Genomic DNA, 18,146 nt, shown 5'->3' on the forward strand with positions numbered 1-18,146 from the left:
ATCAAGACAAGAAAGTAAATAACCTCACCTTAAATTTCAGTGACCATGAAAAACGAAGTAGTAGAACCGACAACAGATGTGGCACAAACGGCAATCAGCAGCAAAGATCTTTTGCAAATGTGGCAGGGACACCGCAAACTGACGCGTCGTGTGATTGAGAAATTTCCGGAAAAGGAATTGTTCAGCTTTTCCGTGGCCGGAATGAGGCCATTCTCTGACCTTGCTAAAGAAATGCTCGGGATGGCCCGACCTGGACTGGACGGAATCATTACCAGAAAGTGGGACGCCTATTCGGATGCCAAATCAATCTCCTCAAAAGAAGAGCTTCTCGCAAAGTGGGATGAGACAACGGCCTATATTGATGAAAACTGGTCAAAGATTCCGACCGGCCGATTTCAGGAGGACGACGTTGCCTTTGGACAATGGCCCGGTAAGATCTATTGGATGATGATGTACTTCGTCGACAATGAGATCCACCATCGCGGCCAGGGATATGTTTACCTCAGAGCGCTTGGTATTGAGCCTCCCTTCTTCTGGGAACGCTAGTTGGCGTTCACGGCCTTATTATACCTGGTGCGGTACTGCAAGGGGGAAAGTCCAGTGATACGCTTAAAGGTATTTCGAAATGCCTTAGTATCAGTGTAGCCCACTTTATACATTACTTCGTTTACATTCTCGCGTGAGGATTCGAGGTTGATTTTCGCAGCCTCCATCTTCACGCGCTGGATGTACTCGACAACGGTATTGCTGGTGGCCTTCTTGAATCTGCGCTCAAGGTTTCGTCGTCCGATAGCAAAGCGTGAAGCAAGCTGATCTACGGTGATCTTTTCATGAAAGTTTGCCTCGATAAATTCCTGCGCTTTCCTGATCTGCTCATCGTCATGATCCTTTTGTCCCTGGAAAATGATGAACGACAATTGATCTTCGCGAGCGATTTCAATCGCAAACACTTTGGCAGCCAGGACAGCCATTTCACGTCCCGCGAACTTTTCGATCAGGTATAATATGAGATTCATGTAAGAGAATGCGCCGCCGCTCGAGTAGAGGCCGTGTTCGTCGGTGATAACTTTCTCTGTAACCAGTGTGACGTCTGGAAACATTTTTCGAAATGCATTCTCAGCCATCCAGTGTGTTGCACATCGCTTTCCATTCAGCAATCCAGTTGACGCAAGGAGAAATGCGCCGAGACAAAGACTGGCAACTTCCGCACCTTGATTGTATTGCTTAACGATCCATGGAAAGAACTCCTTGTTTGCCTCTATCGCCTGAGATAAGTCTCCGTCAACAGCGGGAACAATGATGAGGTCGGTTCGAAGAACATCATGAATTGTCTTTTCAGGATGGGCGACGAAAAGTCCGCCCGCAAGGCTGGCTTCTTTTGAAAGACCCACGAGTTGAACCTGAAATATCGGCTCGCTCCCGCGGGCTAAAAAGAATTGATTTACCTGCGTAAGCAATTGGCGGGAACCTTCGAGGCTACCAAGAATGGCTCCTTTGGGAACGAGGATCGATATATGTTTCATATACTTCAAAAATAAGACTGAGCGATGTCGTAATCAACCCCTTATAATGCCGTATTCAACCCTGAACCTGAACACCGATTCATCTTAACTTTGGATAAAGATGCAAAAGCCCATGGAAACCATAAAAATCAAGGAAAACATCAGCGCTTTCGGGTTTCGTGTTCACACATTTCCCGACGGAATTAAGGATGCATTCGATACACTTCAGGGCCTTTTACCCGATGGAATCGACCGTACGTACTACGGTATCAGCTATATGGACAACGATGAGGTTGTTTATCATGCAGCGGTCCAGGAATTGAATCCCGGTGAAGCCGAAAAGTATAATTGCGAGCGTTATACTATTCAGAAGGGGGAATACACTGCCGATCGTGTTCATCAGTGGATGAAGAAAGTACACACCATTAAGGACATATTTTCAGAAATGCTCAAGGACGAGTGTCCGGTTGAGGATCGTCCAGCCATTGAATGGTACCTGAACGATGACGAAATGATCTGCATGATTCGGATCCTGGATCATGCAACAGTGGCTGCCAAATGAATCAACTGACGACCCGTACTATGGACGCTCTGGCTGATGCGGTTCATTCGCGCCGTTATGTTATTCTTTTTCTAACCAGTGCCGGGCCGCAGGGTAATGGAGAAGGAAGCGATTTTCTGGTGAAATTTTTGCGCGGAAATCTTCAGGCCGGAACAAAGATCCTGATACCGGACATGCCTGACCTCGAGGCGCCTCACTATAAGCCCTGGAAGAAAAAGCTCGAGCGAACTCTCAGGGACCATGGAAATGAGAAAGTTATTTTGATAGGACATTCTATTGGCGCTTCAGTCGCGTTGAAATACTTGTCAGAGAAGCCACCAATGAAGTCGATCGCCGGTCTGTTTTTGATTGGCGCCGTTTATTGGGGATTAAAAAACTGGGAAGTCAATGAGTACAGCTACGAGCATGGATTTCAAAGACATCTGCAGTACATACCTAACATCTTTTTTTACCATAGTAAGGATGATGAAGTGGTACCGGTTTCGCACTTATGGCATTTCGCGGTAGCATTGCCTCATGCAAAGATCAGACAGTTCGATCATGAAGGACATTTATATGTAAATGGCATTCCTTCACTGGTTGAGGACATAAATTCTATTGACGAATGATTGAAGTATTCAAGACCAATGTGACAGATCAGGCGAATGCGAGGTTGTTACTTGACGCGCTGCATGGTCATTGCGCTTTATACATTGCCAACTTCGACCTGGAAGACAATGATCACATTCTTCGCGTCAAATCCATTATTGGCGAAGTTGACTGCCTTGACGTGATTAATATTATGCGGAACTTCGGATTTATGGCAGAGGTGTTGCCTGATGATGTTCCTCAGCTGCAGGCGGAACTGGATAACTGAGTGCTCGTTGTAATCGTGAATTACTCACGTATCCTGCGCACTTTATATTTACGCTTGTCCGACCTGGCTTTGCTGATTTTCTTCAAGCGCGATATCCGGTGATTGCCCTGAGATACAGTTTCATATATTGGGCATCTGATTCCATCCACTGTTTGTAATCATTTATTGCGGCCTGCCTTGTAACTTCAGTGACGTAACCATCGGATACTAACTGAGGTCCGCGCACCTGAGCCACGATCGACCACAACGCTATGTCATCTGAAAAGTTCTTATGACCTCGTATCGAGATCTCCGAATAGTCTGATGAAGTTACATTGACAAGGCCGGCGCCTTTAAAGATCTCGTCGAGATGGTCGGCTATTGCATTATCCATGCCCGCATCGGCACGCCATTTCAGAAATGCCGCATACACTTCCTGCATGCTCGGAGGAACCTCGGGATTGAATTCTACTTTTTCATGATTATAATCCAGTATCGTGAGACACCCACCATGCTTAACCAGGGATGTCATTCGCGATACTACATCTGTTGGCCCGGTGAGCCATTGCAGCACACGCGCACTTGTAACAACGTCGAACAACTCCGAAGCAGAGTATTTATTAATATCCTCAACAGCAAACGAGAGATTAGCAAGGTGTTGATACGCCAGCTTAGCCTGACTTATAAGATGTTCACTGGGATCAATACCGAGAACGAACCCATCAGTGCCGACAAGACCCGCTATATCTTTTGTAATTGCACCACTTCCACACCCGACATCAAGAACGCGATCGCCCCTCTTTAGCAGTCTTAACAGATTGGCGTTGCCGTTTATAACGGTACGTCTATCTAACACTGCCTGACTGCCCTTTGGCATTTCAGCTCTCGAGGTGGCGTCGCTCATGAATCGTTTAGTTAAGCTAAAGCCAATGTACAAACGTTTCTGTCGCGTCCCTGCTTCGGCTTAACGATTTTTCACACGAACAAACATACGGTAAGATGAAACGAACGATCGTGTAAACAGGCGATCATCGAAATCAAACAGACGTCGCCTGCTTACACGGTTAGTATCAATGAGCTGCCACTTCCTGCTGCTGGGAGCCCGACTCTCTGGCTTTCTTTCCCTGGGCAATTCGCGTGATGAGCACAAACAGCACGGGCACGACAAATATCGCCAGGGAGCTTGCTGCTAACATGCCGCCGGCCACTGTCCAGCCTATGGTTTTGCGGGCCTCTGCTCCTGCTCCAACCGAAAATGCCAACGGCATCACACCAAGAATAAAGGCAAGAGATGTCATGATAATTGGTCGCAGACGCAGACGTACAGCTTCAAGAGTCGCGGCAACGATTTCCATTCCTCTGTCGACACGTTCTTTAGCAAACTCAACAATAAGAATGGCATTCTTTGCAGCAAGACCAATCAACGTAATTAGACCTATCTGAGCATAGATATTGTTTGTCAGGTTAGGCAGCAGTGTGAGTGTGAGGATCGATCCGAACGCGCCAATCGGAACAGCAAACAATACCGAGAACGGTACTGACCAGCTTTCATATAAGGCAGCAAGGAACAGAAACACAAACACTATAGAAATTGCAAAGATCAGTCCTGTTGCATTTCCTGCTGCGACTTCTTCGCGGGACATACCGCCAAACTCATAGCTATACCCCGTTGGCAACACCTGCGCAGCAACTTCCCGCAGCGCCTGAATAGCCTGACCACTGCTGTATCCCGGTTTCGCAGAACCCATGATTTCCGCAGATCTGTACATATTGAAGTGCGTGATCATCGCCGGCGTTTCTATCATCTTCGAAGTTGTGAGGGCGCTTAAAGGCACCATACCCCCTACGTTGTTTCTAACGAAATATCTGCCAATATCATCGATGTTTTTTCTGTATAAGGTGTCAGCCTGAGATACTACACGGAAATTTCGGCCGTACAGATTGAAGTCGTTCACATAGCTGCTGCCAAGCATGGTTCCCAACGTGGTGTACGCATCAGCTACCGATACCCCGAGTTTCTTTGCCTTCTCGCGATCAATGTCAACCTGATAGCTCGGTGTTCGCGCTGTAAAGAACGAATACGCCATTCCAATCTCAGGGCGCTGGTTGAGCGCAGCAATAAACTTTCTCAACACTCCTTCGAACTGACGAACATCGTCAGAGCTTGTCGTTTGCTGCAGTTCAAAAGTAAAGCCCGACGATTGCCCGAGACCCGGTATTGCCGGGGGCGCTACTACGGTGATACGAGCCTCCTTGATATCAGCTGTGCGTCTTCTGATCTCTTCGATTACAGCAGGCACACCTTCTGTTTTAAGATCGCGATCATCCCAATGTTTGAGATTTATGAACAACGTGCCCACGTTCGACTTATTTGAGAACGTCATAATATTCAAACCAGCCATACCACCGGCCACATTAACAGCCCTGATTGACTGTATGCGACGTTGAAGTTCAAGCTGCAGCTCAATGCTTCGTGTTGTGGAGGAACCTTCCGGCAATTCATAGGTAACCAAAACACGTTTTTCATCTTCTGTTGGAATGAAGCCTGTTGGCTTGTTCTTAAAAAGAAAGAAAAGACCAACAAAAAGACATGCCATCATGACGAGCACATAGGGAGTGCCCTTGATCCAGCGGCTTACTCCACTGGTGTATCGAACGGACAACCTGTCGAACCAGCCATTAAAACGATCGAATGCGCGATCCATAAAGTTCTTCTCGTTGTCTGGGACAGCAGGCCTTAACAGCATCATACTCAACGCAGGTGTCAGCGACAGCGCGACAAATGCTGAGATCATCACAGAAACAGCAATAGTAATAGCGAATTGCTGATAAAGCTTTCCTACTATACCAGGCACAAATCCCACCGGAACAAACACAGCAAAAAGGATGAGGGCAATGGCAATAACCGGAGCGGATATTTCCTTCATCGCCTTGATGGTTGCATCTTTTGGCGACAACTTCTCAGCATCCATATTGTGCTGTATTGCTTCAACAACCACAATCGCGTCATCCACAACGATACCTATGGACAAAACGAAAGCAAACAGTGTAAGTGTATTGATTGTAAAGCCAAATGGTATGAAGAATATGAAAGTACCTATCAAAGACACCGGAATGGCAAGTACCGGGATCAATGTTGCTCGCCAGTTCTGAAGGAAGAGGAACACGACCAACACCACCAGGATCAATGCTTCCACCAGTGTTTTAATTACCTCTTTAATGGAAACCTGAACGACCGAGGTTGTTTCCAGAGGTACAACGTAGTCTACGTCTTTGGGAAAATTCTTCTTAAGCTCAGCCAGCGCTTTGGTTACACCTTCATTAGTGTCGAGCGCATTTGCGCCGGGCGCGAGATACAAGAGCATAAAAGCAGCTTTCTTCCCAAACGTATAAGGGTTGTTACCGTAGTTGAATTTTGCGAGTTCCACTCTGGCGATGTCTTTCAGATAGACCAGGTTGCCTGTAGCCGGATTAGATCTGACGACGATATTCTCAAAATCTTCGGCCCTGTTAAGGCGACTGTTAGTGAGAACGTTGTATTCAAACGCCTGGGTTCTCGGTTGAGGATTTCCGCCGACAGAACCGGCTGCCATTTGCAGGTTTTGTTCAGACAGTGCAGCATTAACTTCGGCTGGAGTAATTCCCATGCTGGCAAGTTTCTCCGGATTCAACCAGATCCGCATTCCAAAATCGTCGCCAACAGTGAATATGTCGCCCACACCTTTGACGCGCAGCAACGGATCCTTCAGATATATGTTAGCAAAATTCCCGAGGAAGGTGGCGTCATGTGTTTCATTGGGTGAATACAAGGCCAGCGCCAGGAAGATACTTGGGTTTCTTTTACGCACAGTAAGTCCAAGTCTCTTTACAATCTCGGGCAGAGAAGGTTCCGCTACACTCACACGGTTTTGAACGTCAAGCGTTGCTATGTTAATATCGGTACCGATATCGAACGTAACGGTAATACCTGAAACACCATTGGAAGCACTGTTGCTGGTCATGTAGGCCATGCCGGGCGTACCATTCACCTGTGTCTCAATCGCGGTGGTTGTTGTCTGCTCCACCGTCTGAGCATCTGCACCCACATACGTGCCCTGTATCGATACCGTTGGCGGTGTGATATCGGGATATTGCGAGATAGGTAGCGTGTACATGGAGATCAGTCCCACGAGGACGATCACAATGGATATAACGATCGCCGTTACTGGTCTCTTTATAAAAACGTCTGCAATCATAAGTAACCTTAAGTTGGAATGTTAATGATTGAACTAGTTGCGTGCTGCGGCTGATGCTCCCGAAGACTGACCATTATTGGTTTGAGCAATGTTTATGGCGGATCCTTCGCGAAGATTCTGAACACCCTCAGTAACGATAACTTCACCCGTGCTGAGCCCCTGTTTGATGATGATATCACGACCGACTTGCGTTCCCAGAGTCACCTTTCGCTGCGTTACTTTCGAGCTGTCAGCCACGTAAACGAAAAACTCCCCCAGCTGCTCCGTAACTGCCTTAAAGGGAATGATCACCGCCTGATCCGCCTTTGACAATAGCCTTAGCGTAGCGCTCATGCCCGAGCGAAGCCTGTGTTCGGGATTTTCAAATGTCAATCTCACCCTGAGGCTCCCGGTCTGTGCATCGACTGCACGATCAACAACGCTAATGTGACCTGGATATGGATACACATCACCACCAAAGGCCAATCTGAAAACAGAGTCCTTAGGATTCGACTTTTGCGCCAGTTCGGTAAAATGATAGATCTCCTTTTGATCGATCGTTATATCGACGCCGATTGGATCATCGGTTGATATTGTGTTCAGTAATGTAGTTCCGGGACTCACTGATGTACCGAGACGCACAGCCGAGATGCCGATCGTTCCATCGAATGGAGCTGTTATCGTTGTATATCGCACGTTAGTTTGAACGCTTGAAACGACCGCCTTTGCTGCATCGACTTGCTTCTGTGCTGCCTCATACGCAGCTTCTGCGTAATCCACCTGTTGCTTTGCTATTGCATCACTTTCATTGAGCTTGCGATAACGCTCTACATCCTGTTTTGCCTTAAGCAGATTCGTCTCCTGTACTTTAAGATTGGCGAGTGCCTGCTGATATGCACCCTCTGATTGCTGAGGATCTATTGAATAAAGTTTCTGCCCCTTTTTCACCCGTTCCCCCTCCCTGAAGTGTATGGCCGTAATGTAACCGCTTACCTGAGGGCGCAGCTCGACTTCGTTCAGTGCTCTTACAATGGCCGGATACTCCGCGTAATACGTTGCATCTCCTTTCTTAACTTCCTGTACTGCCACAGAAACTGGCGGTGGACCTGCAGGTCCTGCTGGTCCCTTGTTCCCGCAAGCGGCAGCGATGGCCACAAGGGAAACAAGACTTATATTTTTAAAGATGATGGATTGCATATTCTGAGGGATAAGGTTCGTAAGTCTATTATTGGTTTGCATGAGGTTCAATTCTTTAACTGCTATTGGTAGTTGATTTGGCCGAGTGCCCGCAGCACATCCATCTTACTTGCCAGCACCGCATATAGTGCATTGAAGTAATTGATACGTGTCGTACGCAAGTCCGTTTCAGCTACTGTCACATCAAGGTATGGCCTGATGCCACTGCTGTATTGCAGCTGAATAACATCGTATACCTCCCGCGCGAGCTCAACGTTCTCCTTTTGAACATTGTAGTTAGTCAGATTGCTTTTGTAGGTCGCCAGCGCGCGGTTATATTCTGTATTGATAGAGCTGCGAAGATTGGCCAACCCCCACTCTATACGACGGCTGGTCCAACGCTGCTCACGCACTTTTGCAATACGCTTTCCACCCTGAAAAATCGGGAATGCCAGAGTCGCCCCGGCATATGAAAATGGATATCGGTTGTGGTATAATTCTCCGATCGCATCGTTCTGATAGTTTACGATGTATGCTCCAAACAGGTTCACAGAAGGGAGATAGGCCCAGTTGGCGTACTTAACGTTTGCCTCCTGCAGTTCCTTTTGCATGTATAGAATTCTATAGTCAATGTTATTAGTGTAGACCAGTTCCTGTGCTGTATCCAGGGGAACGTCCTGTTCCATTATCGCAGTGTCATACAGAATATTGAAGTGGCGGTCGACAGGATAACCCATCAACATCTTTAGAAACTCCTTCTTATACTTGAGAAGCTCCTGCGCTGTTTGTAAGGACACTTGCGTGTTAGCGAGTTGAATCTGCGCACGCTTATAATCCGTCTTGTCTGCAATACCTGCATCGTAACGGCTGCGCGCATCTTTAAGGCTTCGCTGTAGCCTCACAATCGACTCCTGATTTACACTTATCTGCTGTTCAGTTGCCAACAGGTCATAGAATGCTTTGGTCACATTCACTACTACATCGATCTTGCTTTTCTCTGTATTTTGTTCCGCCTGGATCCTGACTTTCGAAGCCGTAGTGCTTGCCAGTAGTGCATCACGATTGAAAACGTTTTGTGTAGCAGTGAATTGGGCTGATGATGTATTGTCCACACCAAACCGAACAACATTTCCTCCGATAACGCTGGACTGCAGGTCAAAATACCGCTGATAGTTCAGGCTGAAATTTAACTGAGGAAGCCAATCAGCAAGCTTACCTCTGATCACGCTATTGGCAATGGACTCATCGGTCTCAGCTTGTTTTACAAGTGGTTGGTGAGCTATTGCATATGCAACGACCTGATCAAGGGTTGCTGCCTGTAAAGTGTCGCCTGTAGATGGTGGTGCCTGCTCACGACGCTGCGCCTGCGCGAAATTCATCGAAGTGATGGTTAGCACCAAAAGGCAAAGTGGCTTGAGTTTATAGAAATCGAAATATGTTTGCATAGGTTGTACTGAGGGATTGGGCTAATTCTATTCAAGTGAAATATCATCCGGCATGTCTTGTCCGAATATTGTTCGGTAAATAATCCGCTTTCGTTCAGCCAGGAACTTCCTGTAAGCAGTGTCGGACATTCCGTGGATCGTTTGCAGGATACCTTTGGCGAGCAAGGGATAGTTCGTAAGCGCAGACAAATTGATCATGAAGTGCTCTGCTGAAATAGGCGCGAGTCGTCCTGCTGCAATTTCCTGTTCAAGTTCGGGACGAAGCAAGTCGCTTGTTTTAACTCTATCGCGTGAGCATAGCTCTTTTGCCCTCTCGGGATTGCGCGCTGTTTCGTGGATGATGAAATTTTCCAGGTACGGATATTTCAGTCCCAGATCGACGAGGGCATTGATATAGTTGGCGATCTTTACATGAAATGGTGCAGACGAACTCAAAATAGCGCGCACTCTAATTCTCTTCTCCTGTATTGTCTCCTGCAGGAGCAAATCAAGCATGTGTTCGCGTGACCTGAAGTAATAGTGGATCAACGCGCGATTAACACCCGCTTCGTCTGCAATTTCCTGCGTGGTCGCATTTAAGAACCCTTTCTGAAAGAAAAGTAATTTGGCCTTTTCTTTGATGAGGTCCTCGGTTTGGGCAGCATCGACACTCATTATCAGCTTTGTTTAACAAAATTGTCAAACGCAAAACTAACGACTATGGGTTCCCGTCGTGGTATTTTTTTAAGAGTGAAGACAGGTAAACGATTGAATATTAATTTGAGAACGATTGCATACTTACACAAGTGGTGATAAACGAACCGTTCTCTTAGAGATGGTCATGTGGCTCTAGCTGGAGCAGAACGGCGTCACCCACCTGATATCGGCCCGTAACATCCATTACAGTGACAACTAATTGTTGACACTCAACTTCAATCTCGTAATGGTTGCCTAAGAAGCGTACAGCCTTTATCGTTCCCTGAACCCCGGTATCTCCAATGAGCAACCACTCAGGCCGGATAAAATGTGAAACATCGGGATGTTGGTTTAAGTATTGTCCAAACCCAGGCGTTCGCTCATTCATTGCTGTATAGCTTCCGAGAAGCGAAGCGACATAAGCATTCTTTGGTGAGTGATATAATTGCCTTGGCGATCCCCGCTGCACCATCTTGCCATGTCGCAAAATGATCAACGAGTCGGCCCACGACAGCAGCTCGGCTGGTTCGTGCGAAATCATCATGCAGGTTATGCCCAGTCTGCTTACTTCATCCAAAACCTTCTTGAGAACTAACTTGTGTATGCGATCAAGGTTCGTATAAGGCTCATCGAGGATTAGCAGCTTGGGCATTCCCGCCAGCAACCTGGCAATGGCAACACGTTGACGTTCTCCGCCCGATAATTCGTTGGTTCGTCGCTTCAGCAAGTGATCGATATGACATATGTGATGGAGATGCCGTTGCTCTTCTGCTGATTGTTTGCGTGCGTATTCCAGAACCTGTTCTACACGTAAAGACTTTGGAAGTTCAAAATCCTGTGCCAGGTAGGCTATGTCAGCGTGACCAGGAACCAAAACATCCCGTCCATCGACGCGACTCCCCTCAAAAACAACGGAACCGCTATCGGGCTGCACAAGCCCGGCAACTATTTTCAGTAATGAACTTTTGCCCGAGCCGGTTTCACCAGCAATGGCAATCCTCTGATGCCTTCTGAGCTGAAATGAAATGTCATCGAGGATAAGACCATCCAGGCCTTGCTTCGAAATGTTGCTGACGGTTAGAAAACTCATGCTTGTATTCGTCGACCAACTATTTCACGCCCGGCAGGTCACCCGGATGGATAAGAACTCCCATCAATGTGCTGCAGTTGGTGCTGACGCAGTCAAATGAGCACCCGTTACCTGATATATCTTTCCGTCTGGTTTCGTAAAAATGTACAACTCACCTTTTGCGTCGCGGCCAATGCGCACATCTACCCGGCCGTCGCCGCAAAGTTTTTCCATCGTAGTGAGCTTTCCATCAACAGACACCTGGAATTCGTGAATGACGGCCTGCTTCCCTTCTGTCATCTCATTAACATTTGAGAAGAACAGTCTACCCTTGGGGATGTCGCCATAAAGAAACTTGCCCTTCAGGAGCGGAACGGCAGTACCCAGATATTCAAAGCCATCGCTCATCGCGTTGCCTTCATCATGATCGTACTGGATTATTGGATAGGTGATTCCAGCCTTTGCATCGTCCGGCGCAAGCGGATAAACAACATTTATGTTGCCTTTTTCATTGTGCAGGAATGAACCCTCGCGTATAGGCCAGCCGTAGTCTGCTCCGCTCTTGATAATGCTATACGATTCAATTTCATGCTGCCCAATATTGGAAGCTAACATAGTTCCTGAGCGCAACCAGGTGATGTGGTGCGGATTTCTGAAGCCGAATGCATAGACTTCAGGGCTCTGCTTTTGAGCGAATGGATTGTCTGCCGGAATACCATATTTTCCATTCTTACTGTTGCTGCCTTTGGGATCGATACGAATAATGGATCCCCATAATAATTGATGTCGTACAAGTTCAGGAAAATTGTATTCTACACAGGCACCATCACCAATTCCGACATAGAGCATTCCATAGTCCTTTCCGCCGCGCTTAGCGTAAGGGTTGAATGTGACCTCCTGAACACCGTGCATCCCGGTCACCATGTTAATACGAAGCAACTCCCTGCCTTCGCCGGAGAAAGTAGTCTGAGCTGGGTTCGAGGTCTTCCATTCCGTTAACACCCACTGCAGTGTAACCAGAATCGAATCTGCATATCCAAAGTCCGCCGGACGGCTTCCCGCTGGTTCTGTGTGAGTTGTATACATTAAACCATTTGCAACAAACTCAGGATGGAAAGCAATGCTTCCGAATCCTGTAGCAAGTCCGGGCTTGTTAATAAACGCCGGCATGTGCGCTGCCATATCAAAATACACACTGGCTTTGCCGTTAATCATGGTATAGAGCTTACCTCGCTGGTCCAATACGAAAAGGTTGTTCGTCCCCGGCTGAACTTCAAGCTTGACTATTCTGGTCCTTGGCTTTTCCTCACTCGAGAAGGGAATGTTAGCTACCAGTTTTAACTCCGCAATGAGGTCCGACATCGCGATTTTCTCTGGAATGGGATCTTTCAAGGCATTGGGATCATCAGCAGTTTCTTCCTTTGCTACTCCCTCCTTTGATTTAAGAAAGGCGAAAATCTGCTGCATTTTTTCCTTGTCGTATTGACTGAAGGCAGGCATTATCGTCTTGAAACGATCATACAGTTTGTTTGCACGCTCGTCGCCCGAATCAATCATCTTTTTCGGGTCCGAAATGAAACTAATGATCCACTCTCCGGTTGCAGAAGCGGTTACGCCGCCGAGCCGCGGGCCAATCGCATCGCGATCAAACGTATGACAGGCACTGCAATCCTGTTTGAAAATAGCCTCACCACTGGCAATCGCTGCAGTGTCGCTTACCGGCAATGATTCATCTGAGGTTTTAGATTTGCATGATGTGAAAAGCATGCCCGCTGCGACAATCCCATAAATTAACTTCATCGTACACGTTTGAGAATTCAAATCTAACCGATTGGCATGAAATGTTGCCGGGAGGTTAAATCAAATTTATGCGGCAAATAATATCTTTGCGGCCTTGAACAGCAAGCCATGATTTCAGTAGATGCGGTAACGGTAGAGTTTAACGGTTCTCCTCTTTTTAGCAACATTACGTTTAACATCAACGAAAACGATCGTATCGCGTTGATGGGAAAGAACGGTGCAGGCAAATCGACACTTCTTAAGATAATTGCAGGTGTCAACAAACCCACCCGCGGGAAAATATCGGCACCGAATGATGCCGTAATCGCTTATCTGCCACAGCACCTGCTTACTGAAGACACCGCTACTGTTTTTGATGAAGCTTCGAAAGCATTCGGGAAGATCCTCGGTATGAAGCGTGAAATGGATGAACTCAACCATCAGCTGGAAACGCGTACTGATTATGAATCAGATGCGTACGCCCGAATAATCGAACAGGTATCTGAACTGAGCGAAAAATACTATTCCATTGAGGAGATTAATTTCGATGCCGAAGTTGAGAAAACGCTTCTTGGCCTTGGTTTCAAACGCAGTGATTTCACGCGATCTACCAGCGAATTCAGCGGCGGCTGGCGCATGCGTATCGAGCTCGCCAAAATTCTCCTGCAAAAACCTGATCTGATTCTGCTTGATGAGCCGACCAACCATATGGACATTGAATCCATTCAGTGGCTGGAAGACTTTCTCATCAACAATGCGAAGGCTGTGATTGTAATCAGTCACGATAAGACATTCGTTGACAATCTTACCAACAGGACCATTGAAGTAACAATGGGCCGGATTTACGATTACCGCACCAACTATACGCACTATCTGCAGCTTCGGAAAGAACGACGCGAGCAACAGCAAAAGCAGTTCGATGATCAGCAGAAACAAATCGCTGATATACAGGAATTCATTGAGCGTTTTAAAGGCACTTACTCCAAGACACTGCAGGTGCAGTCGCGTGTGAAGATGCTGGAGAAGATCGAGATCATTCAGGTCGATGAGGTAGATACTTCAGCGCTGAACCTGAAATTTCCTCCTGCCCCGAGATCTGGTAATTACCCGGTGATACTGGATGGACTCACTAAAAAGTATGGCGACCACGTTGTCTTTGAGAATGCTGCGATGACTATTGCACGTGGCGACAAAGTGGCTTTCGTTGGCCGCAATGGCGAGGGTAAGTCAACGATGGTGAAAGCCATCATGGGAGAAATTGACTTTGAAGGCAAGATGCAGGTAGGGCACAATTCGATGATCGGGTACTTTGCCCAAAATCAGGCCTCACTTTTGGATGAATCACTTTCTGTTTTTGATACTATCGACCAGATAGCATTTGGAGACATCAGAACCAAAATAAGAGACCTCCTGGGTGCCTTCATGTTTGGCGGCGATACGATCGACAAAAAGGTAAAGATGCTTTCGGGTGGAGAAAAGACCCGCCTGGCAATGTTGAAACTTCTCCTAACGCCAGTTAACCTGCTAATTCTTGATGAGCCAACGAACCATCTGGATATCAAAACAAAGGACATTCTGAAAGACGCGTTGAAGGCATTCGACGGAACGTTGATTCTGGTATCTCACGACCGAGATTTCCTTGACGGCCTTGCTACAAAAGTGTTTGAATTCGGTAATAAGCGTGTTCGCGAGCACTTTGAAGACATCAATGGCTTCCTCCGAAACAAGAAGATGGAGAACCTTAAAGACATCGAACGCACTGCAAAGGCTTAATTGGCTTTCAACGCGTAGACTTTCCCTTCGGCAGAAGTAAGAATTATAATGTCGCCACTGGCCGCAGGGGTTGAAAAGATTCCGCCCATGAGGCGTTCCGCAGCAATCCACTTGTATGGAGTTTTGAGGATTGAACCTATGTCGGGCCGAAAGCTATCCTTTTGAGTAAAATACTTCAGGTGATTTGCCTTAAAGCCCTGTGTTTCAAATATCCACCTGACCACTCCTGAATTTCTGTCGAGGCCATAAGCCTTACCCCAAATAGTGCCAATAATGACCTGATCTGATGTTTCTGCGGCGTTCCCGAAGACGTTGAACTTCACATCAGTATGCCAGTATTCACGACCGGATCGGGTGTCCGCAGCAACCACGAGGCGATCGTCCGATGTTCCAATGTAAACAACTGTATCAGCCACAGTAACGCTCATAGCCCATCCGTTGTCGAACTTCCTGTTCCACAGAGCGGTGCCGGAATTCGCATCGATTGAATAGAAGTTATAATCGCGTGCTCCTACAAAAACGCGCTGGCCGTCGGTTGCAATTCCTCCCTGCACCTCTCCTTTCGGAAAATATTGATGACCCACCGTTTTGAACCTCCACGCGAGACTGCCATTGTTTTTGTTTACGGCGTGGACATATCCATCAAAGCTGCCGAAGATCACCTTATCCCTGACTATGACCGGGCGGCTATGAACAATATCTCCAGCGCGGTAGCGCCAAATCATCGCACCGGTATCTTCGCGATATGCGCCAAGTACCGAATTCCCGGTAGCAAGGTAGATGACGCCATTTTCGACGACGGGCGATGAATGATAGTAGTCCGCAAAGTCATATGTGCGTTCGCCCATGAACAATGCGGTCTGATCAAACACGATGCGCCACTTTACTTCGCCATTGGTCTTGTTGACGCTCGCCAGCACGCCGTTGCCGCCAGCGAGGAAAATCTGATCACCCGAGATTGCAGCAGTCGACCGGATAGCTGCATTGGTTCGAAGCTTCCATTTTATTTTTCCGGTGACTGTTTCCAATGCATACCAGGTGCTGTCTTCGGCCCCAAAATATACAATACCATTGTCGGCTAAAGGGGACGAGGTGATTGCTCCGCCGGCTGAAAATGTCCAGATTACAGGTAGCTGTTTGGGAGCGGGAGACGCGTTCCCTGACCGTTGCGCAACAGCACACAGCGGAGCCAAATGCCCAGATAACAGCGTAAGAATAAAAGCAGCCAGACTGCCTTTAAATGCTTTGGTAAGCCTGATAAATAGTTTACTCCAGTTCATAATTAGCCATTTCAAGGACTATTCGAAGATCTTCATCATGAATGGGAGAATACCAGCCCCACGTGCGGCACGAGAAGAATCCTGAGCCAGGCTGGTCGTTGTATGCCTTCATCCATGCGGTTGTGCGCCCAAATCCATCGACCGCCAGCGGTGTGATTCCGATGTTCTCAACATTGGCGTAGGTGAACATCTTCCATTCCGGCAAGCCCAAATTGATGCCCGCCTGTGTTGTCTTGCTGTAGTAATTTCCAGACTCCTCCGGACGACTGAATTTCACCCCCAGCATCCTCTCGCCACGTGTGATGTCCATTGATGGCTTCCCGTTCTTATCAATAGTATACAGCGCCGGAATGTTGCCGAACCACACGACCTTCCCCCCGCTGTTCAGATACTGACGAAGCAATCCGTTCTCCGGATGAGTGCCGATCAGGGCTGAGGGCAGCTGCTCGTAGGCAAAGACGATAACGCTGGGAAGCTTGTCGGCTATCCGTTGTTTGATGAAGCCGTCAATTGAAACCGAATCGAGGTGAAGAAAACCGTGGTCCTTAAGAAAAGGTGTGATCTTCGGATCAGCGAGGAACGCCTGGTTCATTCCGGCGTCGTTGGTAATGGGCTGAAATACTGCCTTAACGGGCTTCAGTTTCTCGTGCAAAGCATAAAGATTTCCATCATCACTTCCGACGAACACTACTCCTTCATCTACAACGGGGGAGCTATATACAGCAGCGCCTACTTTGTATTCCCATCGTTTAGTACCATCAACGGCATTGAGACAGTAAACTTTCTCGTCCGCCGAACCCACGAGTACTTCACTGTCTGTAACCAGAGGCTTCGTGTACACCATCGAGCCAGCCTTAAATTTCCATCGCTCTTTTCCTGTCTTCAGATCAATTGCACTGAGAAGGCTGTTGTCAGACCATCCGATATACACTGTTCCCGCCTTCAGACTGGTCGACATCGCCCATGTTGGGCCATAGGTAACAGACCAGCGCTCCTTTCTCGTGTTAACGTCTACAGCATACGTTTTCCCGTCTCTGCTGGCCACAATTAAGACGCTGTCGGTTGCAATCAGTGGAGCGTAAATTGAATTGCGGTCCCATCCGGACTTTCGCGAATCGTATGCAGCGCCGTCAGTGCCGAACTTCCAGATTAGCTTGCCCGCTGTCTTGTCCAGCGCATACACTATCCCATCATTGGATGGCACATACACTATTTTTTCAGTGACTGCAGGAGCTGCGCGTATCCTTCCCGTTGTCTCGTATTTCCATCGCTGCTTTCCCGACAGCGCGTCGAGGCAATACAGGTTGCCATCGCCGGAGCCGACCCAGAGCACGCCATCTGCATACACAGGTGACGCCGTGAAGTAATCCCATTCCCAATACGAAGGCTTGATGGCATTCATTCTGAACGTCCACTTGATATCTCCACTTGCAAGGTCGGCCGCGTATACCTGTTGGTCATCGGAAATAAAGTACACCAAAGGCCCCTGACTGATTGGCGAGCTGGTAATCGGGCTGTTTGTTGAAATACTCCACTTCAATGAACCCGAGCGTTTCTCTACAGCATATAGTCGCCCATCGGTGCTTCCGAAAATGATGACATCATTAACGATCAAAGGCTGGCTTCGCACCGCCCCAAGGGTTTTGAAGCGCCATTTCACTCCCGGATTCAGAATCCCGGTACTGCCTAACGCGTCTTGCGTGAGGATTAATAAAATCAAAGCAGTGCATACAATTGAAGTGCAAAAGTGATTCACCCTGAGTTTCAATAAGCTGTTAAGATTCATAAAATATGAGATGGCTGTAATGTTCGGTTTTGTGGCACCAAACAATGAAA

At 47.6% G+C, this 18,146-nt stretch carries 15 protein-coding genes; 5 read left to right on the top strand and 10 right to left on the bottom strand.

Annotation, left to right across the window (positions count from 1 at the left end):
- Positions 1-45 precede the first annotated feature (45 nt).
- A complete protein-coding gene (locus WBG78_RS17685) occupies positions 46-546 on the top strand; it encodes a DinB family protein (protein ID WP_337327792.1) in 501 nt (166 codons plus the stop codon).
- Here WBG78_RS17685 and WBG78_RS17690 read toward each other — a convergent pair.
- Positions 543-1,523 carry a GlxA family transcriptional regulator gene (locus WBG78_RS17690; RefSeq protein ID WP_337327793.1) on the bottom strand — a complete coding sequence of 327 codons (981 nt, stop codon included), beginning with the start codon at positions 1,521-1,523 and terminating at the stop codon, positions 543-545. The two genes, WBG78_RS17685 and WBG78_RS17690, sit on opposite strands and share 4 nt — an antisense overlap.
- 112 nt (positions 1,524-1,635) lie before the next feature.
- Between WBG78_RS17690 and WBG78_RS17695 the strand changes: the two genes are divergently transcribed.
- The 3 genes from WBG78_RS17695 to WBG78_RS17705 are packed head-to-tail and all read left to right on the top strand — an operon-like array spanning position 1,636 to position 2,920.
- Positions 1,636-2,064 carry a hypothetical protein gene (locus WBG78_RS17695; RefSeq protein WP_337327794.1) on the top strand — a complete coding sequence of 143 codons (429 nt, stop codon included), beginning with the start codon at positions 1,636-1,638 and terminating at the stop codon, positions 2,062-2,064.
- Positions 2,061-2,672, top strand: coding sequence for an alpha/beta fold hydrolase (locus WBG78_RS17700; protein ID WP_337327795.1), 612 nt, complete (start codon positions 2,061-2,063; stop codon positions 2,670-2,672). Before WBG78_RS17695 ends, WBG78_RS17700 begins: the two co-directional genes overlap by 4 nt.
- Complete coding sequence (locus WBG78_RS17705) at positions 2,669-2,920, top strand: hypothetical protein (protein WP_337327796.1); 252 nt, start codon at positions 2,669-2,671, stop codon at positions 2,918-2,920. Before WBG78_RS17700 ends, WBG78_RS17705 begins: the two co-directional genes overlap by 4 nt.
- Positions 2,921-3,002: 82 nt before the next feature.
- On the opposite strand, the gene WBG78_RS17710 is transcribed toward WBG78_RS17705, so the two are convergent.
- The 7 genes from WBG78_RS17710 to WBG78_RS17740 form a co-directional block, all read right to left on the bottom strand.
- The gene (locus tag WBG78_RS17710) at positions 3,003-3,803 is read right to left on the bottom strand and encodes a class I SAM-dependent methyltransferase (protein ID WP_337327797.1); all 801 of its coding nucleotides are present in this window, start codon (positions 3,801-3,803) and stop codon (positions 3,003-3,005) included.
- A 166-nt stretch (positions 3,804-3,969) separates the two neighbouring features.
- The gene (locus WBG78_RS17715; RefSeq protein ID WP_337327798.1) at positions 3,970-7,134 is read right to left on the bottom strand and encodes an efflux RND transporter permease subunit; all 3,165 of its coding nucleotides are present in this window, start codon (positions 7,132-7,134) and stop codon (positions 3,970-3,972) included.
- Positions 7,135-7,167: 33 nt separating this feature from the next.
- Entirely contained in the window at positions 7,168-8,352 is a 1,185-nt protein-coding gene (locus WBG78_RS17720; RefSeq protein ID WP_337327799.1) for an efflux RND transporter periplasmic adaptor subunit, read from the bottom strand.
- A gap of 20 nt (positions 8,353-8,372) precedes the next feature.
- The gene (locus WBG78_RS17725; protein WP_337327800.1) at positions 8,373-9,734 is read right to left on the bottom strand and encodes a TolC family protein; all 1,362 of its coding nucleotides are present in this window, start codon (positions 9,732-9,734) and stop codon (positions 8,373-8,375) included.
- Between the two features lie 27 nt (positions 9,735-9,761).
- Positions 9,762-10,388 (bottom strand): TetR/AcrR family transcriptional regulator, encoded by a 627-nt coding sequence (locus WBG78_RS17730; protein ID WP_337327801.1) that lies wholly within the window; start codon positions 10,386-10,388, stop codon positions 9,762-9,764.
- 154 nt (positions 10,389-10,542) lie between these two features.
- On the bottom strand, positions 10,543-11,499 hold the full coding sequence (locus tag WBG78_RS17735) for an ABC transporter ATP-binding protein (protein ID WP_337327802.1): 957 nt from the start codon (positions 11,497-11,499) through the stop codon (positions 10,543-10,545).
- 63 nt (positions 11,500-11,562) lie between these two features.
- The gene (locus tag WBG78_RS17740; RefSeq protein WP_337327803.1) at positions 11,563-13,278 is read right to left on the bottom strand and encodes a PQQ-dependent sugar dehydrogenase; all 1,716 of its coding nucleotides are present in this window, start codon (positions 13,276-13,278) and stop codon (positions 11,563-11,565) included.
- Positions 13,279-13,386: 108 nt separating this feature from the next.
- Between WBG78_RS17740 and WBG78_RS17745 the strand changes: the two genes are divergently transcribed.
- Positions 13,387-15,030, top strand: coding sequence for an ABC-F family ATP-binding cassette domain-containing protein (locus WBG78_RS17745; RefSeq protein WP_337327804.1), 1,644 nt, complete (start codon positions 13,387-13,389; stop codon positions 15,028-15,030).
- Here WBG78_RS17745 and WBG78_RS17750 read toward each other — a convergent pair.
- Together WBG78_RS17750 and WBG78_RS17755 are read right to left on the bottom strand one after the other, a co-directional pair.
- Positions 15,027-16,310, bottom strand: coding sequence for an outer membrane protein assembly factor BamB family protein (locus WBG78_RS17750; RefSeq protein ID WP_337327805.1), 1,284 nt, complete (start codon positions 16,308-16,310; stop codon positions 15,027-15,029). The two genes, WBG78_RS17745 and WBG78_RS17750, sit on opposite strands and share 4 nt — an antisense overlap.
- A complete protein-coding gene (locus WBG78_RS17755; RefSeq protein WP_337327806.1) occupies positions 16,297-18,030 on the bottom strand; it encodes an outer membrane protein assembly factor BamB family protein in 1,734 nt (577 codons plus the stop codon). The genes WBG78_RS17750 and WBG78_RS17755 overlap by 14 nt, the downstream gene beginning before the upstream one ends.
- Positions 18,031-18,146 lie beyond the last annotated feature (116 nt).

This window comes from Chryseolinea sp. T2 (assembly GCF_037203685.1).
Taxonomy (GTDB): domain Bacteria; phylum Bacteroidota; class Bacteroidia; order Cytophagales; family Cyclobacteriaceae; genus Chryseolinea.

Coding starts and splice junctions, on each gene's coding strand:
- WBG78_RS17720 (WP_337327799.1), bottom strand. CDS start 8,352: ATGCAAACCAATAATAGACTTACGAACCTTATCCCTCAGAATATGCAA.
- WBG78_RS17725 (WP_337327800.1), bottom strand. CDS start 9,734: ATGCAAACATATTTCGATTTCTATAAACTCAAGCCACTTTGCCTTTTG.
- WBG78_RS17710 (WP_337327797.1), bottom strand. CDS start 3,803: ATGAGCGACGCCACCTCGAGAGCTGAAATGCCAAAGGGCAGTCAGGCA.
- WBG78_RS17700 (WP_337327795.1), top strand. CDS start 2,061: ATGAATCAACTGACGACCCGTACTATGGACGCTCTGGCTGATGCGGTT.
- WBG78_RS17730 (WP_337327801.1), bottom strand. CDS start 10,388: ATGAGTGTCGATGCTGCCCAAACCGAGGACCTCATCAAAGAAAAGGCC.
- WBG78_RS17705 (WP_337327796.1), top strand. CDS start 2,669: ATGATTGAAGTATTCAAGACCAATGTGACAGATCAGGCGAATGCGAGG.
- WBG78_RS17740 (WP_337327803.1), bottom strand. CDS start 13,278: ATGAAGTTAATTTATGGGATTGTCGCAGCGGGCATGCTTTTCACATCA.
- WBG78_RS17690 (WP_337327793.1), bottom strand. CDS start 1,523: ATGAAACATATATCGATCCTCGTTCCCAAAGGAGCCATTCTTGGTAGC.
- WBG78_RS17750 (WP_337327805.1), bottom strand. CDS start 16,310: ATGAACTGGAGTAAACTATTTATCAGGCTTACCAAAGCATTTAAAGGC.
- WBG78_RS17735 (WP_337327802.1), bottom strand. CDS start 11,499: ATGAGTTTTCTAACCGTCAGCAACATTTCGAAGCAAGGCCTGGATGGT.
- WBG78_RS17715 (WP_337327798.1), bottom strand. CDS start 7,134: ATGATTGCAGACGTTTTTATAAAGAGACCAGTAACGGCGATCGTTATA.
- WBG78_RS17745 (WP_337327804.1), top strand. CDS start 13,387: ATGATTTCAGTAGATGCGGTAACGGTAGAGTTTAACGGTTCTCCTCTT.
- WBG78_RS17685 (WP_337327792.1), top strand. CDS start 46: ATGAAAAACGAAGTAGTAGAACCGACAACAGATGTGGCACAAACGGCA.
- WBG78_RS17695 (WP_337327794.1), top strand. CDS start 1,636: ATGGAAACCATAAAAATCAAGGAAAACATCAGCGCTTTCGGGTTTCGT.